Annotated in this window: 24 protein-coding genes; 11 read left to right on the top strand and 13 right to left on the bottom strand. The window is 63.3% G+C overall.

The features are described 5' to 3' along the window. Positions 1-4: 4 nt before the first annotated feature. From ASU23_RS04895 to ASU23_RS04885, 3 genes are read left to right on the top strand one after another with little or no spacing between them, the layout of a single operon-like run. The gene (locus ASU23_RS04895) at positions 5-1,150 is read left to right on the top strand and encodes an ABC transporter ATP-binding protein (protein ID WP_058037431.1); all 1,146 of its coding nucleotides are present in this window, start codon (positions 5-7) and stop codon (positions 1,148-1,150) included. 4 nt (positions 1,151-1,154) lie between these two features. Next, positions 1,155-1,838 (top strand): ABC transporter permease, encoded by a 684-nt coding sequence (locus ASU23_RS04890; RefSeq protein WP_007736121.1) that lies wholly within the window; start codon positions 1,155-1,157, stop codon positions 1,836-1,838. Continuing rightward, positions 1,835-2,524 carry an ABC transporter permease gene (locus ASU23_RS04885; RefSeq protein WP_003945081.1) on the top strand — a complete coding sequence of 230 codons (690 nt, stop codon included), beginning with the start codon at positions 1,835-1,837 and terminating at the stop codon, positions 2,522-2,524. Before ASU23_RS04890 ends, ASU23_RS04885 begins: the two co-directional genes overlap by 4 nt. Positions 2,525-2,597: 73 nt before the next feature. Here the strand turns inward: ASU23_RS04885 and ASU23_RS04880 are convergent, their stop codons facing one another. From ASU23_RS04880 to ASU23_RS04865, 4 genes are all read right to left on the bottom strand, one after another. Then, positions 2,598-3,791, bottom strand: coding sequence for an NADP-dependent malic enzyme (locus tag ASU23_RS04880; protein WP_003945072.1), 1,194 nt, complete (start codon positions 3,789-3,791; stop codon positions 2,598-2,600). Between the two features lie 392 nt (positions 3,792-4,183). Continuing rightward, entirely contained in the window at positions 4,184-4,576 is a 393-nt protein-coding gene (locus tag ASU23_RS04875) for a hypothetical protein (RefSeq protein ID WP_054781921.1), read from the bottom strand. Between the two features lie 3 nt (positions 4,577-4,579). Further along, a complete protein-coding gene (locus ASU23_RS04870; RefSeq protein WP_003945093.1) occupies positions 4,580-5,191 on the bottom strand; it encodes a MarC family protein in 612 nt (203 codons plus the stop codon). Then, the gene (locus ASU23_RS04865) at positions 5,191-6,045 is read right to left on the bottom strand and encodes a PHP domain-containing protein (protein WP_007736119.1); all 855 of its coding nucleotides are present in this window, start codon (positions 6,043-6,045) and stop codon (positions 5,191-5,193) included. The genes ASU23_RS04870 and ASU23_RS04865 overlap by 1 nt, the downstream gene beginning before the upstream one ends. Positions 6,046-6,214: 169 nt before the next feature. Here ASU23_RS04865 and ASU23_RS04860 point away from each other — a divergent pair, with 169 nt between their 5' ends. Both ASU23_RS04860 and ASU23_RS04855 read left to right on the top strand, forming a co-directional pair. Continuing rightward, on the top strand, positions 6,215-7,285 hold the full coding sequence (locus ASU23_RS04860; protein WP_007736118.1) for a magnesium and cobalt transport protein CorA: 1,071 nt from the start codon (positions 6,215-6,217) through the stop codon (positions 7,283-7,285). Positions 7,286-7,419: 134 nt separating this feature from the next. After that, positions 7,420-7,866: an SRPBCC family protein gene (locus ASU23_RS04855; protein ID WP_007736117.1), complete on the top strand. Its 447-nt coding sequence runs from the start codon at positions 7,420-7,422 to the stop codon at positions 7,864-7,866. 25 nt (positions 7,867-7,891) lie between these two features. Here the strand turns inward: ASU23_RS04855 and ASU23_RS04850 are convergent, their stop codons facing one another. After that, positions 7,892-8,476, bottom strand: coding sequence for a suppressor of fused domain protein (locus ASU23_RS04850; RefSeq protein ID WP_007736116.1), 585 nt, complete (start codon positions 8,474-8,476; stop codon positions 7,892-7,894). 71 nt (positions 8,477-8,547) lie between these two features. On the opposite strand from ASU23_RS04850, the gene ASU23_RS04845 reads away from it, so the two are divergent. Continuing rightward, positions 8,548-9,246, top strand: coding sequence for a metallophosphoesterase (locus ASU23_RS04845; protein ID WP_042923373.1), 699 nt, complete (start codon positions 8,548-8,550; stop codon positions 9,244-9,246). Continuing rightward, positions 9,236-10,099: a hypothetical protein gene (locus ASU23_RS04840; RefSeq protein ID WP_003945080.1), complete on the top strand. Its 864-nt coding sequence runs from the start codon at positions 9,236-9,238 to the stop codon at positions 10,097-10,099. The genes ASU23_RS04845 and ASU23_RS04840 overlap by 11 nt, the downstream gene beginning before the upstream one ends. On the opposite strand, the gene ASU23_RS04835 is transcribed toward ASU23_RS04840, so the two are convergent. Beyond that, positions 10,092-11,198 (bottom strand): winged helix DNA-binding domain-containing protein, encoded by a 1,107-nt coding sequence (locus tag ASU23_RS04835; protein WP_054782366.1) that lies wholly within the window; start codon positions 11,196-11,198, stop codon positions 10,092-10,094. The two genes, ASU23_RS04840 and ASU23_RS04835, sit on opposite strands and share 8 nt — an antisense overlap. A gap of 10 nt (positions 11,199-11,208) precedes the next feature. Beyond that, positions 11,209-12,474, bottom strand: coding sequence for a sensor histidine kinase (locus ASU23_RS04830; protein ID WP_058037450.1), 1,266 nt, complete (start codon positions 12,472-12,474; stop codon positions 11,209-11,211). Between the two features lie 126 nt (positions 12,475-12,600). Here ASU23_RS04830 and ASU23_RS04825 point away from each other — a divergent pair, with 126 nt between their 5' ends. Beyond that, positions 12,601-12,837, top strand: a complete 237-nt coding sequence (locus ASU23_RS04825) for a hypothetical protein (RefSeq protein ID WP_207624637.1) — start codon at positions 12,601-12,603, stop codon at positions 12,835-12,837. A gap of 3 nt (positions 12,838-12,840) precedes the next feature. On the opposite strand, the gene ASU23_RS04820 is transcribed toward ASU23_RS04825, so the two are convergent. The 6 genes from ASU23_RS04820 to ASU23_RS04795 all read right to left on the bottom strand — a co-directional run bounded on the left by ASU23_RS04820 (position 12,841) and on the right by ASU23_RS04795 (position 18,962). Then, positions 12,841-14,010 carry an ABC transporter ATP-binding protein gene (locus ASU23_RS04820; RefSeq protein ID WP_058037430.1) on the bottom strand — a complete coding sequence of 390 codons (1,170 nt, stop codon included), beginning with the start codon at positions 14,008-14,010 and terminating at the stop codon, positions 12,841-12,843. Between the two features lie 4 nt (positions 14,011-14,014). Continuing rightward, positions 14,015-14,845 carry a carbohydrate ABC transporter permease gene (locus tag ASU23_RS04815; protein WP_003945075.1) on the bottom strand — a complete coding sequence of 277 codons (831 nt, stop codon included), beginning with the start codon at positions 14,843-14,845 and terminating at the stop codon, positions 14,015-14,017. Position 14,846: 1 nt separating this feature from the next. Beyond that, the gene (locus tag ASU23_RS04810; RefSeq protein WP_058037429.1) at positions 14,847-15,812 is read right to left on the bottom strand and encodes a carbohydrate ABC transporter permease; all 966 of its coding nucleotides are present in this window, start codon (positions 15,810-15,812) and stop codon (positions 14,847-14,849) included. Further along, positions 15,809-17,146, bottom strand: a complete 1,338-nt coding sequence (locus tag ASU23_RS04805) for an ABC transporter substrate-binding protein (protein WP_037131899.1) — start codon at positions 17,144-17,146, stop codon at positions 15,809-15,811. Before ASU23_RS04805 ends, ASU23_RS04810 begins: the two co-directional genes overlap by 4 nt. 251 nt (positions 17,147-17,397) lie before the next feature. Further along, on the bottom strand, positions 17,398-17,892 hold the full coding sequence (locus ASU23_RS04800) for a general stress protein (protein WP_003945065.1): 495 nt from the start codon (positions 17,890-17,892) through the stop codon (positions 17,398-17,400). A gap of 107 nt (positions 17,893-17,999) precedes the next feature. Next, positions 18,000-18,962 (bottom strand): CoA ester lyase, encoded by a 963-nt coding sequence (locus tag ASU23_RS04795; protein ID WP_058037428.1) that lies wholly within the window; start codon positions 18,960-18,962, stop codon positions 18,000-18,002. Between the two features lie 72 nt (positions 18,963-19,034). Between ASU23_RS04795 and ASU23_RS04790 the strand changes: the two genes are divergently transcribed. The 3 genes from ASU23_RS04790 to ASU23_RS04780 all read left to right on the top strand — a co-directional run bounded on the left by ASU23_RS04790 (position 19,035) and on the right by ASU23_RS04780 (position 22,399). Next, entirely contained in the window at positions 19,035-20,321 is a 1,287-nt protein-coding gene (locus tag ASU23_RS04790) for a CBS domain-containing protein (protein ID WP_003945077.1), read from the top strand. Beyond that, the gene (locus ASU23_RS04785) at positions 20,318-20,860 is read left to right on the top strand and encodes a DUF1003 domain-containing protein (protein WP_003945067.1); all 543 of its coding nucleotides are present in this window, start codon (positions 20,318-20,320) and stop codon (positions 20,858-20,860) included. Before ASU23_RS04790 ends, ASU23_RS04785 begins: the two co-directional genes overlap by 4 nt. A gap of 75 nt (positions 20,861-20,935) precedes the next feature. Beyond that, a complete protein-coding gene (locus ASU23_RS04780) occupies positions 20,936-22,399 on the top strand; it encodes a lytic transglycosylase domain-containing protein (protein WP_225320098.1) in 1,464 nt (487 codons plus the stop codon). Positions 22,400-22,517 lie beyond the last annotated feature (118 nt).

Below are 22,517 nucleotides of genomic sequence, written 5' to 3'. Positions count from 1 at the left end.
TCACGTGATCACCTTCGAGGGCGTCACCAAGCAGTATCCGGACGGCCCCACCGCCGTCGACCGTCTCGATCTCACCATCGAGGCCGAGTCGTTCACGGTGTTCGTGGGGCCGTCCGGGTGCGGCAAGACGACGTCGATGCGCATGATCAACCGGATGATCACACCGACGTCGGGCAAGATCTTCGTCGACGGTCGTGACATCGCCCAGACCGACGCGGTGAAGCTGCGTCTCGGCATCGGGTACGTCATCCAGAACGCCGGCTTGCTTCCGCATCGCACCGTGATCGACAACGTCGCAACAGTTCCGGTACTGCGCGGTGAGTCCCGCCGCGCCGCGCGCAAAGCCGCGTTGGGGGTACTCGAACGAGTCGGTCTGGACATCTCCCTTGCCACCCGCTATCCCGGGCAACTCTCGGGTGGGCAGCAACAACGTGTGGGAGTTGCGCGAGCATTGGCTGCCGATCCGCCGATCCTGTTGATGGACGAGCCCTTCAGCGCCGTCGACCCGGTGGTGCGTGAGGATCTGCAGACCGAAATGCTCCGTCTTCAAAGCGAACTGAAGAAGACGATCGTCTTTGTCACCCACGACATCGACGAGGCAGTCAAACTCGGTGATCACATTGCCGTCTTCGGTCCCGGCGGGCGGCTTCAGCAGGTGGCGGCACCTCGCGACGTGTTGGCCGCTCCGGCAACGGATTTTGTCGCCGGATTCGTCGGACGCGATCGCGGCTATCGGGGATTGTCGTTCCGCGCTGCCGACGAGGTTCCGTTGCACCCCATACGCACGGCCGTCGAGAACGAATTGAAGGCTCTACGTCTCGAATTGGGCGAATGGGTTCTCGTGGTCACGGACAACGGAACCCCGCAGGGATGGATCGACGTGACCGGCGTCGAAGGCCTGCGCTCGGGACGAACCCTTGCTCAGTCGACGTCTGCCGGTGGTTCGCTGTTCTCCCCCGGCGGCGATCTCCGCCAAGCACTCGATGCGGCAATCTCGTCGCCTTCCGGTATCGGTGTTGCCGTCGACGGCGAGGGCGCGGTCATCGGCGGGATCCTCGGTTCCGAAGTCGTTGCGAAATTGGCAGATCAGCGTCGACGCGAGGACGAGGAACGCAACCGCGTCGCCTTCACCGAGGGATTCGGGTCGTAGCGGCATGCGCTGGCTCATCGACAATTTCTCGACGGTCGTGGATTACTCGAAGACCCATCTGTATCTGGCACTGCTTCCTTTGCTGATCGGTCTCCTGATTGCCGTTCCGGTCGGAACAGCGATCCGCAACGTCAGATGGCTGCGCCGAATCACGTTGACCCTGGCGAGCATTGCGTTCACGATTCCGTCGCTCGCGCTGTTCGTCACCATCCCCCAGTTGTTCGGACTCAAGACCCTTGATCCTCTCAACGTCGTGATCGCACTCAGCGTGTATGCGACGGCACTGCTCATCCGGGCAGTACCCGAAGCACTCGACTCGGTGCCGGACAACGTCATCGACGCCTCCACCGCCGTCGGTTTCACACCACTACGACGCGCTCTGACGGTCGAGTTGCCATTGGCGCTGCCGGTGATGATCGCGAACATCAGAGTTATTGCCGTTACCAATATTTCGCTGGTGTCAGTCGGATCTCTGATCGGAATCGGCGGGCTTGGAGTCCTGTTCAAACAAGGCTACGACCGCGACTATCCCGACCAGATCGTTGCGGGCATCATCGCGATCGTCGTGCTGGCACTGGCGCTCGATCTGATCCTCTATCTGATCGGCCGATTCCTGACCCCGTGGACCAGAACGTCGACCTCGTCGAAGGTTCCCGCCGTCCTGTCAGCCGAGGGGGAACCCGTATGAGCATCTTCACCGGGGCCTGGGACTTCATCGTCGATCCCGGAAATTGGAGCGGCGACACCGGAATCGGCACCCGCATCCTCCAGCACCTCTGGTACAGCGTTCTGGCCGTGGCACTTTCGGCTGTGATCGCGGTGCCCATCGGATTACTCATCGGCCATCTGCGTCGCGGTGAGATCGTGGTCGTCAGTCTGGTCAACGCACTGCGGTCACTGCCCACTCTCGGCCTGCTGACCTTCCTCGTTCTTCTCATGGGTCTGGGAGTGATGCCGCCGATTCTCGCCCTCGTCATTCTTGGTATTCCCCCACTACTCGCCGGCACGTACGCCGGAATCGCCAGCGTCGACCGTGGCGTCGTCGAGGCCGCACGGGCGATGGGTATGACCGAACTCCAAGTGCTCTTCCGCGTCGAGATACCCAATGCGCTGCCATTGATTCTCGGCGGACTGCGTAACGCGACACTGCAGGTGATTGCCACGGCAACGGTCGCCGCCTACGTCAACCTCGGCGGCCTCGGCCGGTACATCTTCGACGGTCTCGCGCTCTACAAGTACGACCGAGTGGTCGTCGGCGCAATCCTGGTCGCGGTTGTGGCTCTCGTCGTGGACGGCTTACTGGCGCTGGTGGTCTGGGCATCGGTTCCCGGCACCGGCAGGCTACGCCGAACACCCGACCTCACTCGTCTGTAGCTCTCGGTACACACGAAAAAGCCCCGATCGGAACCTTGTGTGCGGGTTCCGATCGGGGCTTTCGTAGTCCCTCTTAGCTGGTCACGCCCTCAGCATGCGCTGCGGCCGCGACGGCTTCCGCTACTGCGGGTGCCACGCGAGGGTCGAGTGGGCTGGGGACGATTTTGTCCGCCGCCAACTCGTCGCCGACCACCGACAGGATTGCCTCGGCGGCAGCGAGCTTCATACCTTCGGTGATGCGACGGGCGCCGGCGTCGAGCGCGCCCTTGAAGACACCGGGGAAGGCAAGAACGTTGTTGATCTGGTTCGGGAAATCACTACGGCCCGTCGCCACGATCGCCGCGTACTTCGACGCGGTTTCGGGGTGAATCTCCGGGTCCGGGTTGGAGAGTGCGAACACGATCGACTCGGGAGCCATCGAAGCGATGAGCTCCTCGGGGATCTTGCCCGCCGAGACACCGAGGAACACGTCAGCACCTTCGAGAGCCTCGATGGCACCACCATGCAGGTCACGGGGATTGGTGCGGGCCGCGAGTTCTGCCTTCACGTCGTTGAGGTCGCTGCGCTCACCCGAGATGATGCCCTTCGAGTCCAGCACGATGACGTCGCTGATTCCGGCGGCGAGCAGGATGTTCGCGCAGGCAACACCCGCAGCGCCGGCGCCGGAGATGACGACCTTGAGTGTGGTGATGTCGCGGCTCTGGACCTTCACGGCGCCCTTGAGTGCCGCGAGGACCACGATGGCGGTTCCGTGCTGATCGTCGTGCATGACGGGGCAGTCGAGAGCTTCGATGACGCGCTTCTCGATCTCGAAGCAACGCGGCGCCGAGATGTCCTCGAGGTTGACCGCGCCGAAGCTCGGACGCAGTCGGATGAGTGTCTCGACGATCTCGTCGGGATCCTTGGTGTCGAGAACCAGCGGAATGGAGTTCAGTCCGGCAAAGTTCTTGAACAGCGCCGACTTGCCCTCCATGACGGGCAGCGACGCGCGAGGGCCGATGTCGCCGAGTCCGAGAACCGCGGTGCCGTCGCTGACCACGACGACGAGTCGGTTGGTCCACGTGTATCGATCGGCAAGGGTTTCGTCTGCAGCGATGGCGCGGCTCACCTGAGCAACACCCGGCGTGTAGGCGATCGAGAGTGCCCGCTGCGTATCGAGCGGTGCTGTGGTCTCGACCGAGAGCTTGCCACCGACGTGAGCGGCAAAGATTTCTTCGTCGGTCAACTCGACCTTGGGTACGTTGATGGCTTCAGTCACGAGGGACACGATGACACTCCTGATTAGTCCAGCCTCAAGCGGGGCTGGGTTACTGGGAAGTAATCCTTCAGACCGCTGCGAAACTACGTTCACAACGGTCAGAGATCATTTCTTCCGCGAACGACTACTGAGAAGAAGAGCATTCGGCGTGCGCGAGAAAGTGGGCCGCAATACATCCGAAGCGTCATGGTGTGGGGCGGGTGAGCCCTGGCGTATCCATGCAATCTAGGTTTCGGGAGAAATTCTGACGAAACCTGCACTTCGGGGCCGGGCTGTGGCGCCGCCTCGAAGTAACTCCAGTTTGCCACCAGAGTCGGATCACAATCAAATCCTCCAAGCGGTCGGATTCCTCACCACACTCGAACCCGAGCCGTCATCCCCACCGTGTCATCCCCACCCAGTCATCCCCACCACTGCGTCACCAACAACAGCCCCGCCACCACGAGCACGACCACCGATCCGGCAACCGCCGCGATACCCCGCCTGCGGTCGCACCAGATCTGCGCGGCGAGAGCAACCACCGAGGCCGCAATGTGCGCGGTGATCGACGTTGTTCCCGGACCCGGGAATCCGCGGTTGCCGCCCAGATATGCCGAACCGATGATCACGAGTGTCAAGACCACGATTCCGGCCGCCACGGTGCCACTCAGGGCGCGTAGAGCGCGGACCAGCAGCCATTGTCGTTTGTCGGCGGGATAGCCGTAATCGTCTTCGTACTGATAGTCCTGATATTCCTGGTACTGGTAGTCGTCCTCGTACCTGTCGTTCCGGTCGTACCTGTCGTCGTATGTCATCTCTTACGCTCCCGCGACGAATCCGCGGACTGATTCCGCAATGAGTTGAACCGCGATGGCGGCGAGCAGAAGACCGGCGATGCGTGCCAGCAGACTGATGCCACCCTCGCCCAGTATCCGGATCAGTGCGGTCGAGAAGCGCAGGACCACGAACAGCACGAGGTGGATGGACAGAATCGCCAACGCGATCGCCAGATACGACGCCGCTTCACCGTCGGCCTGGGCGACAAAGACGATGACGGCTGCAATCGCACCGGGACCGGCCATCATCGGCGTTCCCAGAGGAACGAGTGCGACGTTTACGTCGTCGGCTCCCTGCGGACGGTTGGAGGCCTTGCCGGTCAGCAGTTCGAGTGCGATGAGAAGCAGCAGCAATCCGCCGGCGCCCTGCAACGCCGGAATGCCGATGTGGAGGTAGTTGAGGATCGCCTGACCGCCGATGGCAAAGACCGAGATGACCGCAAGGGAGACGGCGGGGGCCTGCCATGCCGCTCGGTTGCGATCTTCACGGCTTTTGCGGCCGACCAGTGACAAGAACACCGGGATGACTCCGGGCGGGTCCATGATCACGAACAGCGTGATGAACACGGTGAGGTAGAGCGTGGTGTCGAGCATCAGCGCCCAAGTACCTCCACGCCGGTGGCAGCCGAGACGAGTTTGTCGAACTCGGCCTCGTCCGTGAGCTCGTCGCCGAGTCCGATCGTCTTGTTCTCGCCGTGGTAGTCCGAGGATCCGGTGACTGCCAAACCCAGGTCCACAGCCAGGCGGCGCAGGACGTCACGATCGTCGCTGCGATGGTCTGGGTGATCGACTTCGAGACCCCCGAGACCCAGCTCGGCCAGATCACGGATGTGGTCGAGCGCAAGCAATCCGCCGCGCGAACGGGCCCGTCCATGCGCAAGGACAGTTACTCCCCCGGCCGCTGCCACCAGTTCGACGGCGTACTCGAGCGGAGTGTCGTACTTGGGAACGTCGTATCGCCCTCGACTGGACAACAGGTCGGAGAAAGCCTCACTGATGCTCGACACCACTCCCGCTCGCATCAAGGCCGCTGCGACGTGCGGGCGTCCGACGGACGGACCGGCGTCGGCGAGGATCTGATCGGGATCGACGGGCAGACCGTCACGCGCCATCATGGTCGTCATCACCCGGATACGTTCGACGCGTTCGGCGCGCAGTCGCTCACGTTCTTTTGCGAATTCGGGGTGCGTCGGATCGAACAGGTACGCAAGCAGATGTACAGCGACCGGCCAACCACGCTCACCTCGACCTTCGCACGACATCTCCATCCCACGAACCAGGCTGACGCCGGCCGGCAAGGCCTGCGCCGCCTCGGCCCAGCCCGAAGTCGTGTCGTGATCGGTGATGGCGACGACGTCGAGTCCGGCGTCGGCTGCGGCGCGCATGAGGGCAGCCGGGGTGTCGGTGCCGTCCGATGCGTTGGAGTGGGTGTGAAGATCTATTCGCACTGTTCCAGTGTGTCAGCAATCGGCAACTTCATCGCGCTCCGGTGGGCGAGCCGGAAGCTGACGTACGATTACGCCGCAGCGGCAGCGCAATTCGATCAGGTGTCGCTGTAGTGCCGTTCCCCTGCCGTTCCACTGCATTACAGACCGAGAAGGAGCGAGCGTGCCAACCATGCCGTCACTGCCGAATTGGTCGAACGGCAAATCGACGCAAGCCGATGCGCCCAAGATCCCCGTTCCGGCTGCCCGCGCGATCGTCGACTGCGCGGTCTACGTGGATGGCGTGCGGTTGCCGGGCAAGTACACGCACCGCGCCGCGTTGGCCGAGGTTCGTAGTCGCGACAACGCGTTCGTCTGGGTGGGCATGCACGCTCCCGACGAAGGTCAGATGCAAGATGTCGCAGCAACTTTCGGACTCCACGAGCTGATGGTCGAGGATGCCGTCCATGCACACGAGCGCCCGAAACTCGAACGCTACGACGACGTCATGTTCCTGGTGCTGCGCACGGTCGTCTACGTACCGCACGAGTCCGTCGCGACGGCGAGCGAGATCGTCGAAACCGGCGAGATCATGGTGTTCGTCGGCCCCGACTTCGTGGTGACCGTCCGGCACGGGGATCACTCCGAACTGGCAAGCGTGCGCAAGTCACTCGAGCAGAACCCCGAGCGCCTCACCATGGGCCCGTTCGCGGTGTTGCACGCGATCACCGACCACGTCGTCGACAGCTATCTCTCCGTCATCCAACTCGTCGAACAGGACGTCGACAGCATGGAAGAGTTGGTGTTCAACCCGCGGAACACCGTTGCCGTCGAGCACATCTACCTGCTCAAACGTGAAATCGTCGAACTACGACGCTCGGTCACTCCACTCGGATTGCCACTGCTCCAGCTGACCCAGCCCGCGGGCGGCCTCGTCCCGAAGGAGATCCGGCGATACTTCCGTGACGTACGAGATCACCACACGATCGTGGCCGAACGTATCTCGGAATACGACGAGGTGTTGAGTTCGCTGGTCGACGCCGCACTCGCGAAGATCGCGGTGCAGCAAAACACCGACATGCGCAAGATCTCCGCGTGGGTCGCTATCGCCGCCGTGCCGACCGGCGTTGCCGGTATCTACGGGATGAACTTCGAGAACATGCCGGAACTCGGTTACAAGTACGGCTATCAGTCCATCCTGTTCCTCATCGCGTCGGTGTGTGTCGGCTTGTTCTTTCTCTTCCGTCGCAACAACTGGCTGTGAACCTCGCACGCTGACTCCCTGTACTTGCCACCGTCGCAGGCGGACAATGGATATGGGCACGCATTTTCATTCCGTTCCCGAAATCCATTTTGCGACAAGCAAATTCAGATCCAAAGAGAAGTGGAGGAGCAACCATGCCTACAGTCGAGCAATCCGTGGAGATCGCGTTGCCACCCAAGGACGTCTGGGAGTACATCGCCGTCGCCGAGAACTGGCCCAACTGGGAGAATTCGATGGTCGAGTGCAAACAGATCACCGACGGCCCGATGGGCGTGGGAAGCCGCTGGCACGGTGTCTCGCGAATCCTGGGCAAGCGTCTCGAGTGGACATCCGAATTCACCGAGTACGACCCACCGAGATCGTCGAAATCGACGTCCGTCGAAAGTCCGGTCAGCTTCTCGCAGACCACGACCTGCGAAGAAGTCGGTGACGGCACTCGGGTCACCTACCGACTCGACAGCGAAAGCGGCCTGGGAGGAGTATTCGGCAAGATGGCCGACCCGATCGTCACGAAAGCATTTTCACGGACGGTTCGGGTAAGTCTCGAGAACTTGGCGGACATCCTCGTGCACGCCGAATGATCTGACGGACAAAGCGCCAGCGCAGCTAGAGCGAGGCAGCGGAACGGTGCGGATCGCGGATGTCGATCCCCGCCTCGGTCCACGCTTCCCTCAGTGCCTCCGCGCCGCGCAGACGCACCCAGGCGGCTTCGGTACCGGTCAGGGGGACCACACCAAGGAAGCGCACCGGGTCGAACGGCTCCGGCAGCGTCAGGTCTTCGATCCCGCTGTCACCGAGAAGCACCGCCGTGAACGCAGTGTCCTTCCACAGCGGCTCGCCCAGGTCCAACAGTGCGTCCTCGAGCAGCACGACGCCTTCGACGGACGGCGCCGCGGCCAGCACCGCGAGCGTCCTGGCCACACCTGACGCCACACCGGTGCCACCGCGCAGCGTGAGTACCAACTCGGCGCGGGGTCCGCGTGTGGGGTCTGCGACCAGTTCGTTGGGGTCGCCCATCGGATGACGCGAGCACCCCAGTGTGACGTAGCGGACCAGGCCGTCGGGTGATTCGAAACGCAGCACGTCCAGCGGTTCGACACCGAGGAACGTCACCGAGGCCGCGGTGGGGTCCGGCCCCTCGATGCTGCTGACGAGATGGGCCCGGACGGAAGATACGACGCTGTCTGACACTCGTCCATCTAAACACCGTGCCCGCGAGGTTCGCAGCGCAGATACCTCGCGGTGGCGGTAGCGTCGTCGAAATGGTCTCCGTTCTCGCTGTCAGCGACGAGACCGTCGAATTCCTGTGGAGCAGTCAAGTTCGTTCACTCGGAGTCGACGTGATCCTGGGCGCGGGCGATCTGCCGTTTGCGTATCTGGAGTACCTGTCTGACCAACTGAATGCGCCTTGCGTGTTCGTTCCCGGAAACCACGACGCCGATCTGTCCGGATATTCGAACAAGAGATCGGGTTGGACGCGGGCCGGGATGCCTGCGCAGTGGCCGGGGCCTACCGGCGCAGTCAACGCCGACGGACGCATCGTGACCGTCGCCGGTCTGCGGATCGCGGGCCTCGGTGGTTCCATCCGATACAACACGGGTCCCAATCAATGGTCCGAGCGCCAGCAGAGCCGACGCGCTCGCTCGCTCGCTTGGCGAAACGCCTGGCAATCGCGACTTCCCGGCGGCCGGGCGGGCGTGGATGTGCTGCTCACCCACAGCCCCGCCCGCGGTGTCGGCGACGCCGAGGATCGGCCACATCGAGGGTTCGAATGCTTCACGCCTTTGATTCACAACCTCGATCCGACGGTGATGGTCCACGGACACATCCACCCGCACGGGCGAACCCCTCTCGATCTGGCGGTAGGCCGGACTATCGTGCTCAATACCGTCGGCTTCACGCTGATGGAGATTTCCCCAGGTACTCCGCCGACGATCGTGAGGCGCCGACATGGCTCGTGACACCGGATTTCCCACAGCCGACGCGGAAAACGACTTCGCTCGTCAGCGTCGACGCGCCGACGTGGCACGTCTGGTCAGTTGGCTACGACGCGAACCGGACGACGTCAACGCGATCCTGCCGTTCGACGAGGTTGTCGCAGCTCTGGGCAAGGTCGGCGAGAAGTCTCTGGGGCTGCAGGTCGTCACCATCGAATCAATAGTCGGAAGTGTCGACCGCACAGGTGATTTCGACAGGTACTTCCGTCCGACGTCCACTCACTCGCGCGCTCGTTGGGAGCGACTTGCGGTGGCGCAACGACGCGGCGAATCGGTACCACCTGTTCAGTTGTATCGCGTCGGCTCCATGCATTTCGTGATCGACGGGCACCACCGAGTGTCCATTGCGTGTGCGATGCACCAGAAGACAATCGACGCGTACGTCACCGAGATCATCACGCGTATCTCGCCGGAAGGCATCACTCAGCGCGCCGATCTGCTCATCAAGGATCATCGTCGACTCTTCCTCACCCGCGTTCCGCTGCAGGGTTCACAACGCGAAGCCGTCCAGGTCACCGACCCGTGGGAGTACGCCGAACTCAGTGAGTGTGTGGAGGCGTGGGGTTTTCGGCTCATGCAGGAGAAGGGTGAGTTCCTCGGCCGAGACACCGTCGCCCGCCGCTGGTTCGGCGAGGAGTTTCTGCCCGTCGTGCGAATGCTGCGGGGTGCCGACATGTTGCCCGAGCACACCGACGCCGAGGCCTACTTGTGGATCGCCCGGGAGCGGTACCGACTGGTGCGGCGGCACATGTGGAACGACGAGATCGTGGCCGAACTACGCGATCGAGCACCGCGAAAGCACAAGCCCGCTACGTAGATGCAGTGAAGCGAACCTCGCGGTTCGGGATCTTCGGGTGCATGAACTTCAGCAACGAACGCGCTTCTTTCTCGATGGACGCGAGGGCGGTCTTCGGTTGCTGCGCAAACAGAGTCGCACCCAACTCGACCGTCTCCTTTGCCGGCGTCACCGTCGCATATCCCACCACCTTCCCGCGCACCAGGATGGCGGGCTTGATGATGCCGTTCACGGTGAAGACGCGAGTTCGGTACTGCTCGTCCATGATTCGAGATCGGTCGGCGTGCGAGAGCAAGATGTTGTCGAACGGTGCAAGTATGCGAACCGGGGGTGTTCCGGAGGTCGGTCGTGGCGCGTCCGGCAGGTCGAACACCTCGGCCCCATTCTCGTTGACAAAGGTGACCAAGCCGGGTCGTAGCCGCTCGAATACTTCGGCGAGTCTGGTCAGACCCGACCACGCCTGAGCGTCCTTCACGCTCGCGGGCCCGAAGGCCGCCAGATAACGAAGCACCATCGCATCCGGATCCGGCGATGAACTCACTTCCGTGCCAAGCCAATTCTCCAAGGTCGTCAGTGCCGGTACTCCGGATCGTCCCCACAGGCCTCGCGGTGGGACCTGCACCATCGGCAGAAGTCCTCGAACGCCGTGCGCCAGCCCCTCGGCCGCGTGGCCGGGAAAGCGCTCTGCCAGTATCGGTCTCATCTGCATTTGGGTGAGCGGCCCGTCCGCTACGAGGTCCCGTCCCGCCCGCGCCAGAGCGTCGAGATCCAACCCGGTGAGCGCCGCACGCTGTGTGCTGTTGGTGTGGAGATCGCGTTCCATGATCGTCTGAACCGTGGCCCGGAATGGGCCCGCATCCGCGGCCGAAAGAGCAAAGACCGTGCCCCGCATGGCAACAAGCCGCACCACCTGGCGCTTCTCGACAAGGGTGGAGAGGTCTTCTGCCGCAAAGTTCTTCAGCCGCGCCCACAGCGCCAGGTAGGGCGGGTTCGGCGCCTGGGCCTGCAGACCTGCCAGGTGCTCGATCGCATCCAACGCACTGACCTCGGCCCTCCGCAGCAGGAACTGCCGCGCCAGAGTCGCCAGGTTGAGCTCGCGATCGGTGATCAGTGCAGCCATCGACAACTCCTCAACGATCGTGGTCAGTGGCGGTGACGATCTGGAACGGTATCTCGACTCGCGCGAGGGTTCCGGACTCTTCACCCGGTCCGACCGAGAACGAGCCACCCGCGGCAACCACTCGCAGTTCGTGCGAGAGCAGTCCGATGTGCCCGGCAGCCCGTCGTTCGGCAATCCGATCGGCGCTGATCCCCCGACCGTCGTCCGAGACCACGAGCACCGCACGGTGGTCCAGTCGTGCAAGCTCGATCCGGACGTTCTGCGCGCCGGCATGTTTGACGACGTTGCCCAGAAGCTCTCGGGTGGCGCCGAACAAGACCTCGTCGGCAGACGTGCGTAGATCGTCGTTCCAGCCCGAAGTGTCGACGTCGACCACTACTCCGCCGCGTCCCTGCGCCGATCGCGCGAGGTCCCCGATCGCGCGGGCAAGGCCCACGTGGACGAGAACTGTGGGATGCAGTTCCGAGACGGACGATCTCAACAGCGTGGTCGCTTCACCGAGCGCTTTTCCGGCTCGCGCCAACGCGACAGGCTCCGCACTGTCTGCCAATTCGTCGAGATCCATCCGCGCGGCGAGAACGTACTGGAGCGCCCCGTCGTGCAATTGCTCGGACAGTTCTGTGCGCTCACGCTGCTCGAGCCCCATGAGTTCGGCCAGAAGGCTGGTGCGATGCCCGACGAGGTGCCCGATGGTCAGCACGCGTGATCTTTGAATCCGAGTCAGTCCGATTGCGCCTGCGCCCACTCCGGCCAAGGCCATGGTGCTCAGCAGGATCGACGGCCACGGCTCGGAGTTCGAAGTCATCGTTGCCCAGCTGGAAACGAAGAACACCCCGATCGTGCAGGCAACGACGCCGACACACACGTCCGTCCGCAGTTGCGTACACGCCAGAACCGGAATGACGAAGAGCCCGTTACTCAAGATGTCGGCGGTCCAACTCTGCTCGGCCGCGAGACCGGTCAGCAATGTCAGAGTTGCGAGCACGGCAAGGTCGACGAACAAGCCGAGCCAGATCATCGTCACCGGGCCGGTGCCGCCCTTGCGGATCCACAGCGCCACGGCTGCCGACCAGAGTGCATAGGCGCCCAGAATCGCGAAACACCATCCCGCGTCGTTCATCGGCGGGACGAAAATCAGTGTCAGGGCGATGAACAGCACCAGAGCGCCGCGCACCGTCAGTTGGAGGTACGCACCGCGGTAGGCGTGTTCGCGCATGATCCGCTCGAGGTCCGGGCCACCGGGCAGGTGCTCGGTTCGTACCGAGGATTCGTTCATCTGTCCTCCTGTGCCGCCCATTCCAGTTCCCTGTGAATGAGCTTCGCACACGAGATTTCACAATCAACCCGCAATACCGTGAATGACACAGCATTCACCGAACCTCGAAACCACGCAGGAGTGCTCATGATCTCGACCCGAGCAAGCAAGCGCCGCATCGCCACTCGATTTGCCGTCGCCGGCGCCCTGGCAGCGGCGCCGATCGCCGTGGTGGCCGGGACAGCGCAAGCCACCCCGGCCTCCACCCATCACGAACAATTCGGCCGCCTGGTCCCCCTACCCGAACCGGCCGACGCAGCGCCCGGCCCCGAACAGGTACCGCTCCCCTGGGGCGCGACGTATTCGGTCACCTTGCCCGGGTAAAGGTCACAGCAGCAGATTGGCTCCCGTACCGCCGTCGAACACCGCGATCTTGGCGGGATCGAACCACAGATCGACAGACCTGCCCTGGGCCACCGTGGACTCGGACGAGAGCCTGGCAACCAGTTGACCGCCACCAGCGACGGCCGTTCCCGAATCGGCGGCGAGTTCCTCGAGTTCACGAGAGTTGACGGCGGGGCCACCAGCGAGGAAATACGCGTACTTGTCCGAACCCATCGATTCCAGCACGTCGACGTCGACGGTGAACGTCCCACCGTGCGGCTTCTGCGCTGCATCGACCAGCGCCACGTCCTCGAAATGTTCCGGCCTGATACCGACCACGACGTCCTTGCCCGAGCCGCTGCCCGAGATCTTCGACTGCGCCGCCGCGGGCAGGCGAGCATCGCCGATCGGCGTGCTCACACCGTCGGCCGTCAACTGTCCGGGGAAGAAGTTCATGGACGGGGACCCGATGAACCCCGCCACGAACAGATTGTTCGGTCGATCGTAGAGTTCCTGCGGCGCACCGATCTGTTGCACGATTCCGCCGCGCAGCACGACTACCCGATCGCCGAGCGTCATCGCCTCGGTCTGGTCGTGGGTCACGTAAATCGTTGTCGTACCGAGTCGCTGCTGCAGACGGGCGATCTCCGTCCTCATCTGCACGCGCAGTTTGGCGTCCAGGTTGGAAAGCGGCTCGTCCATGAGAAACGCCTTCGGGCTGCGCACGATTGCGCGTCCCATCGCGACACGCTGACGCTGACCGCCCGACAGGTTCGCCGGTTTGCGATCGAGATGCTGGGTGAGGTCGAGGACCCGCGCAGCGTCGTCGACCTTGGCGTTGATCTCGTCCTTGGACATCTTCGCCAATGTCAGTGGGAAAGCGATGTTCTGACGCACCGTCATGTGCGGATACAGCGCATACGACTGGAAGACCATCGCGATGTCGCGGTCCTTGGGGGCGCGTTCGTTGACGCGTTCACCCGCGATCCGCAACTCACCGGTCGAAATGTCTTCCAGCCCGGCAATCATGTTGAGAGTCGTGGATTTTCCACAACCGGACGGGCCCACGAGAATGATGAATTCTCCGTCGGCGATGGTGATGTCGACATCACTGACCGCCTTGGCTCCGTCCGGGTACAGCTTGGTCACCTTGTCCAGCACGATCTCGGCCACAGGCTTATCCCTTCACTGCGCCGGAAGTTAGCCCGGCCACGATACGACGTTGGAAGAACAGAACAAAGATGATGATCGGAATGGTGATGACCATGGCGGCCGCGGCGATCGACCCGGTGGGCTCCTCGAATTGTGAAGCGCCGGTGAAGTTTGCGATGGCCGCAGGGGCGGTGATGGAGCGTTCGGTCGACGTCAGCGAAATCGCGAACAACAGATCGTTCCAGCAGAAGATGAACACCAGAATGCCCGCCGTGACGATGCCGGGCGCGGCGAGCGGAGCTACCACCTTCCGGAACGCCTGCCCCGGCGTCGCGCCGTCCATCTGCGCCGCCTTCTCGAGCTCCCAAGGAATCTCTTTGAAGAATGCCGAGAGCGTGTAGATCGCCAACGGCAACGCAAAGGTGATGTACGGCAGGATGAGTCCGGCCCAGGTGTCGAAGAGTCCGAGCCGTCGTTCGATGTCGAACAGCGGGCTCACCAATGAAATCTGCGGGAACATCGCGATCAGCAGGGCAACAGCCACCAGCAGCTTCTTGCCCGGAAAATCCAGGCGCGCAATCGCGTAAGCAGCCATGGTTCCGATCACCACGGCGATGACCGTCGAGATGAGTCCGATGCCGATGGAGTTGATCAGAGCACTGGTGAAGGCGCTGGTGTCGAAGATTCCTCGGTAGTTGTCCAGGGTCCACTTCTCCGGAATGAACTTGCCGTCCTTGATCGTTCCGGCCGGTTTGAATGACAGGCTCGCAATCCACAGGACGGGAACCAGCGCGTACAGCAAGACCAGAAGGTTGACGACGGACCAGCTGATCTTGAGTCTGGGAGTCACGGTCATGTCAGCGTCCTTCCGTATCGGATCCGGGAGCCGAAGCACCGAAAAGTTTGATGAAGATGAACGCGATCACGGCCACACACACGAAGATCAACACGCTGATCGCGGATCCGATGCCCAAGTTGAATGCCTTGAACAGATTGTCGTAACCCAGAATCGACACCGACCCGGTGTCGTTCGCTCCCTTCGTGAGCACATAGATGTTGTCGAAGATGCGGAATGCGTCGAGTGTGCGGAACAGCAGAGCGACGAGGATGGCGGGCTTCATCAGCGGAAGGATGATGCGTACCAACCGGGTCCACGCGCCGGCGCCGTCCACCTGAGCCGCCTTGAGAAGGTCATCGGGCACGAGCGCCAAGCCGGCGAGCAGGAGCAGCGCCATGAACGGCGTCGTCTTCCAGACCTCGGCAAGGACGATGATCGCGAGCGACGGGATCTGGTCGGTGAGCGGCGCACTGCCGTCGGGCAGGAGATTGGCGAGGTAGCCGGTCCCCGGCGTCCACGCGTAGTACCAGCTGTATGCCGCCGCGACGGTGACGATGCCGTACGGGATGAGCACAACGGTGCGGACGAGCCCCTTACCCACGATCGTTCGGTGCATCACCAGTGCGATGGTCAGTCCGAGAACGAACTCGATGACGACCGAGACAACCGTGATCGACGTCGTCACCGCGAACGCTTGCCACCAGTAACCGTCGGTCAGCACCGACACGTAGTTGTCGAACCACACGAACTTTCGTTGATCCGGGAAGCGCAGGTCGTAGCGCTGCAAACTCAGCCAGACGGCGTAGACCACCGGATATGCGGTCACCGCGATCATGAGAATCGCGGCCGGGGCCACCAGCCAGAGACCGAGGCGACGCTCGGCCGCCTTTCCGTCGGATATCTTCGTTTTCGCGGAGTGCTTCGGCTCCGGCGACGCCGTCGCGACTGTTGGTGCAGCTCCCGAATTTTCGCTGTCGATCGTCACGGAATCAGCCCCTCGGAATTGACTGCCTTGCGTACCTGCTCGGCAAGATCGTTCACGGTCGATTCCGGATCGATGTTTCCCACAGGGTTCAGCGTGGCAGTGATGAGCGTCGAAATACTCTGATAGGCAGGAGAAACCGGCCGAACCGAAGCGGTGTCCAGGCTGTCGCGAACCTCACGCCACGCCGGGTACGCCTCCTGGAACGCCGGGTCGTCGTACAGGCTCTCGAGAGTCGGCGGAACGCCACCGGCTACCGCGTTGTTGCGCTGATTCTCCTCGTTACGCAGACAGGTGAGCGCCTCGAACGCGAGGTCCGGATGCTGACTGGTCTTGGCCACCGCTACGTTGAAGCCGCCGATCGTGACCTCGGCCGGCTTACCCTCGATCACCGAGGGATACGGAGCGGCAAGGAAATTCCGTTCTCCGTTCACCGTGAGCACCGTGTTTCCGGTGTTCTCACTGGTGACGTTGCCCTTGTCGTCGATGTACGGCAGATCGCCCTTCTCGGCGTTCTCCATGATGCCGGGCAGCACGAACGGCCAGTTGACCTGGAAGGCAGATTTGCCGCTCTCCATACCCAGTCGCGACGACGCTTCATCCCCCTGCGAGATCGAGGGATCCGCACCCTTGGCGGTAGCGACGCGCTTCATGACGGTCAGCGCCTGTTGGGCAGCATCACCGTCGGCCACCGTCACGGTTGTTCCGTCCGGCCCCACCACCGATCCGCCGGCACTGGCGAGAAGGGTGTTGAACCAGACCATCAATCCTTCGTACTGCTTGCCCTGCACACCGATCCAGCTGGGGCGCCCCTCCGCGGCCAGGCCTTCGGAGATGTCGATCATCTGATCCCAGGTCTGGGGTGGTTGCCCGTCCGGCATCAAATCCTTTCGATACCAGAGCAATTGGGTGTTGGTGTTCAATGGCGCCGCATAGAGCTGGTCCTGCCACTTCGCCGACTCCAGCGGACCCTCGAGCGTCCCGTTGCTGACCTCGGCCGCCACGTCGTCAGGAAGCGGCAATGCCCATCCCGCTTCGGCGAATTCGGCAGTCCACACCACGTCGAGCGTCATCAGATCGAGTGACTTGTCATTGCCGGTCAGACGCCGGGCCAACTGAAGTCGCTGGTCGTCGGCACCCTTGGGCAGAGTTTTCTGCTCGACCCGGTACGCGCCGTTCGACGCCGCCGAACAATTGGCGGCGGCCTCCGCATACTGCTCGGCTCCGTCGGCAGCGGTGTAGAAGGACAGCACCACGCCGTCGTCATTGTCCGATCCGCACGCACTGAGCAAGGGCGCCAACAACAATGTTGCCGCGCCGAGCAGCCCCGCCCGCAATTTCTTCTTCTGTCCCGCCCGCGATCTCTCGTTCTGCCCCGCCCGCGATCTCTTGTTCTGCACAGCCGTCCTCCTCGGGCGGCGAGACGGCGCAGTCGTTACGGCTGGCCGACGCACCACACATCGGCACTTTTGCCGGAGAAGGGACCTATTTCCTTGTCCGGCAAACGGTCACGGGAAGCGAGTACTACCTCGCCCCCGTGTACATAAAGTAACCGAGATCACACAAGTTGGCAGCCCGAGCGAGAATGTCAGATGGCGAGCTTGGCGAGCAGGTCGCGCGCCGACTCCGCCGTCTTGGGCTCACACAGTACGTCGTAACGTCCGGCGACCAACTGCATCGTCGAGGCGAAGTCCCGCTGCCCACGCGTCGCGGCGTACGGAATCGTCGTGGAGATGACACCGAAGATGATGCCGCCCACGATGCCCGCGATCAGCGGAGCGAGGAAACCACCGGTGACGATTCCGAGCACCAGGCCGAAGAAGACACCGAGCCACGCGCCGGAGACGATGCCGCCACCGATCACCTTGGCCCACGTCAACCGACCGAGAACTCGCTCGACCTGCATCAGGTTCACGCCGACGATCGTGACGTCCTGAACCGGGAATTCCTGATCGGAGAGGTAATCGACTGCGCGCTGCGCCTCGGCGTAGGTGGGGTACGACCCGATGGGCCATCCCGAAGGCGGTGTCGGCAACGCTCCACGGCGCGACCCATTCGACGATTGACCGAGCGGATTGGACATGGCTGGCTGCGCTCCTCTTTTCGGGCACGTCATCCACGCGGATGACGCAAGTACATCTACCCCCTATTGTGCCCTTTACAGACCTGATTCGTTCGGCTATGCGAGCGTCAGGCGTGTTCGGGCGGCGTGAATTCCGAGGTGCGCGTCATCCCCGCGGCGCGGCCCTTGGCCGAAATCACCAGTGCCATCTTGCGACTCGCCTCGTCGATCATCTCGTCGCCGAGCATGACGGCGCCCCGCCCTCCCCCGGCAGCCGAGGTGTGGAACGCGTACGCGTCCAAGATGAGTTCCGCACGGTCGTAGTCGGATTGGCGCGGACTGAACACCTCGTTGGCCGCCTCGATCTGCGTGGGGTGCAGAACCCACTTGCCGTCGAAACCGAGCGCTGCCGTTCGCGCAGCCGACCGAGTGAAAGCCTCGACGTCGCGGATCTGCAGGTACGGCCCGTCGATGGCCTGGACGCCGTGCGCCCGCGCGGCCATCAAGATGGTCATCAGGATGTGGTGATACGCGTCACCGCGGTCGTAGCCGTCCGGTTGCTCACCGACGACCAGAGTTCGCATGTTCAAGCTCGCCATGAAGTCGGCCGGGCCGAACACGAGCGCCTCGACGCGGGGACTCGCGGTGGCGATCGCGTCGATGTTGGTCAAGCCGATCGCGTTCTCGATCTGCGGTTCGATCCCGATCCTGCCGACCTCGAGACCGTTGGCCTTCTCGACCTGCGTCAACAACAGATCGAGCGCCTGGACGTGACTCGCATCGGGAACCTTGGGCAGCAGAATGGCGTCCAGATGCGCTCCGGCGCGGCCCACCACCTCCACGACGTCGACATACGTCCATTCGGTGGTCCAGTCGTTGACCCGGACGACCTTGACCTGTTTGCCCCACCCGTCCTCGGCCAACGCGTCGCCGATCGACTCCCTGGCCGCCTGCTTCGCCAGCGGCGCCACCGCATCTTCGAGGTCGAGAAAGATCTCGTCGGCGGGCAATCCCTTCGCCTTGTCGATCATCTTCCGACTGCTGCCGGGAACTGCCAATACCGATCGACGGGAACGGTTGCGTGAAGTCATTGCGGACTGCCCTTCTCGATTTTCGGTGGCGCCGTTGCAGATTTTGACGCTGGACGAATTAGCCTTGCAATCATGGCAGCAGCAGGCAAGGTATTTGCAGCCAGGCTTGCCGGCCTGGTTGTACTCGGCCCGGACGGCGAATCGATCGGTCGTGTGCGCGACGTCGTCATCACGGTCCGTATCGGACGCCAGCAACCGCGGGTTCTCGGTCTGGTGATCGAAATGTTCACGCGCAAACGTATTTTCGTTCCGATGTTGCGTGTGACAGCAATCGAACCGAGTGCAGTCACCCTCACCACCGGCAACGTCAGTCTGCGGCGCTTCAACCAGCGCCCGGGCGAAGTGCTCGCTCTGGCGCAGGTACTCGATTCGCATGTGCGCGTGGACGACCCGGAACTCGAGGAGCTTCACGGCGTCGACACGATAGTCGTCGATCTCGGAATCGAATCGACGCGGACGCGAGACTGGGTGGTCTCCAAGGTCGCGGTTCGCGGCCATCGCGGACGCCTCGGTCGACGCGCGGCGATTCACATCGTCGACTGGCAGCACGTCGCCGGCCTCACCCAGAGCGACCTCTCACTCCCCGGCCAGGGCGTAGCTCACCTGCTTCTCCAGTACGAAGGCATGCGACCCGCCGATGTGGCCAACGCCATGCGCGAACTGCCGGAGAAGCGCCGCCACGAACTGGCCGTGGCGCTCGACGACGAACGCCTCGCCGACGTCGTGCAGGAACTGCCGGCGGACGACCAGACCGATCTGCTGATGCACCTGGAAGTCGAACGTGCCGCCGATCTACTCGAAGCGATGGATCCCGACGACGCCGCCGACCTGTTGGGCGAGCTGCCCGAAACCGAGGCCGAGTCACTGCTTCAGTTGATGGACCCGCAGGATTCCGAACCTGTTCGACGCCTGCTCGAGCATTCCCCGGACACTGCCGGTGGTCTGATGACGCCCGAACCGGTGGTACTGACGGCCTCGACGACGGTCGCGGAGGCCCTTGCCCGCGCCCGCAACTACGACGTGACCCCGGCGCTGTCGAGCATGGTCTTCGTCGTACGTCCGCCGACGGCGACTCCGACCGGGCGGTATCTCGGCTGCGTCCACTTGCAGAAGCTTCTCCGCGAGCCTCCCGCCAGCCTGGTAGGCGGACTACTCGACACCGACATGCCCCGGTTGGCCCCGGACGACTCGTTGGCGTCGGTCACCCGATATTTCGCGACGTACAACTTGGTATGCGGGCCGGTCGTGGACGACGAGAACCACCTGATCGGGGCCGTGACGGTCGACGACGTGCTCGATCACCTCCTGCCGGAAGACTGGCGTGAGGATTACTCCGACGACGAGGAACTACTCCGATGAGCGAACGGGCGTCGAGCACGACCGCGCGGCAACGACTGGAAACGCCCCGCGGAAGCCGCCGGTTCAATCTCGATTTCGACGTCGAAGCTGTCGGGCGCGTCAGTGAACGCATCGCCCGCTTCCTCGGCACCGGGCGTTATCTCGCAATCCAGACGATCATCGTGATCGTCTGGATCCTGATCAACGTGTTCGCGGTGGCCCTGCAGTGGGACCCGTACCCGTTCATCCTGCTCAACCTGGCCTTCTCCACCCAGGCCGCCTACGCGGCGCCGCTGATCCTCCTGGCCCAGAACCGTCAGGAGAACCGCGACCGGGTCTCGCTCGAGGAGGACCGCTCACGCGCCGAGCAAACCAAGGCGGATACCGAATTCCTCGCCCGAGAACTCGCAGCTCTGCGTATCGCCGTCGGCGAGGTTGCCACCCGCGACTACCTGCGACGGGAGCTCGAGGAGATCAAGTCGATCCTTGCTGCCGACGGCGAACCGACCCCGAAGAAGAAGCACCGTGACTCGAATACTGCGAAACAAAGTCACAACTAGCTGAGCGTTCGCTGAGTTTTGCTGCACGCACCGTGACCGATATGTAACGTAAGTCACAGCAATATGGATATCACGGTGGGTACTCCGGAGCGGGAGCGCCAGCAAAGGGGAATCGTGCGAGTACGCGGAATGATTGCAGCATCCACACTGGTGGGGGGACTGCTCGTCGTCACAGGTCCAGCGGCCCTCACTGCCGGAAGCGCACCGACCGGAGGGTCACAGGTTCCGATCGCACTGGCGGGCTCCGCCTCGATTGCGCAGCCGGACTCTGTCGACTTCCTCCCGACGCCCCGCACGGTCCGAACGCAAAGATCGGCCCCGCCCAGCGATACAGTCGCCGGCGCCCCGGCAGCGCCCAACGCTGCGGCCGTCGTCCTCACCTCTCTGGGCATCCCCGAGATCGTCCTGAACGCGTACCGCTCCGCGGAGCTGGTGATGATGACCGAGGCACCGGGATGCGGAATCCCCTGGCATCTTCTGGCCGGCATCGGACGCATCGAATCCGGTCACGCCAACGGCGGCAAGACGACCTCGGTGGGTACGACAGTCACCCCGATCCTCGGCCCCGTCCTCGACGGACGGCTGGCAGGCAACGAAGTCATTCGGGACACCGACAAGGGCGCGATCGACGGCGACCCCACTCACGACCGCGCCGTCGGGCCGATGCAGTTCATTCCGGCCACCTGGGCCGGATATGCCAGCGACGGCAACGGGGACGGAATCAAGGACCCCAACAACGTCTTCGATGCGGCGCTCTCGGCAGCGAAGTACCTCTGCAGCGGCGGACTCAACCTGCGCGATGTCGCCCAGGAGACCAAAGCTGTTCTGCGATACAACAACTCGGCCGCTTACGCAGCAAACGTGATCATGTGGTCGACGGCATACAAGAACGGTGTCATTCCTTCCGGTCAGCTGCCGTACACCTCGGGCATCAACACCGGCAGCTCCGCGATCAACGCCGCCGCCTCGGCAGACTCCGCCGCTTCGGCCGTACTTGCCGCGGCTGCGGCTACCGATCCGGCGGCCGGCGACAAGGAATCAGCGTCGACGACGCCGACCCCGACCACCACTCCCCTCTTCCCGGGTCTGCCGGACATGCCTGCACTCTCACCCGAGATCCAGGCACTGATCCCGCCGGGCGTCATGCCGACCAGCCCCGCTCCGGGACCCAACGCCGCCCGGAATGCGGCTCCCGGTCCGATCATCCCGCTCCCCGTCCTCACCTCACGGGGTCTCGTGTGGCCGATTCTGACGGCCGAGGGATGGCGCTGGCCCGACGACATGTGTGTGATCCTTCCGGACCCCGCAGCCCTCGACGCCTTGCAGGACGGCATCCTTCTGCCGTGCACGATCCCGGGCATGGCAGTGGCCGCCACGGCACCCGCCACCACCGACGCGGCTCCCGCGGAATCCTCTCCACCCGCCGCCCCCTCTCCGGAGCCCGCACCGGCACCCGCACCCGCACCGGAGCCCGCTCCGGCCCCGGCTCCGGCATTCGTGCCGTTCTTCCCGGGCCTACCCGGCATGCCCGCTCTGTAACCGAAAAATCACGAAAGAACAGTGCATATGCCCCAAACTGCCCTTCTAGATCACGGTTGAATAACGGAAACGCAACAAATCAGGTAGCCTCGACTCCGTCAGTTGAACGGAAAACCTC

Source organism: Rhodococcus sp. KB6 (assembly GCF_001445685.1).
Lineage (GTDB): Bacteria > Actinomycetota > Actinomycetes > Mycobacteriales > Mycobacteriaceae > Rhodococcus_F > Rhodococcus_F qingshengii.
Note: the sequence above shows the minus strand (reverse complement) of the source record. Positions and strands in the feature narration are given on the sequence as shown.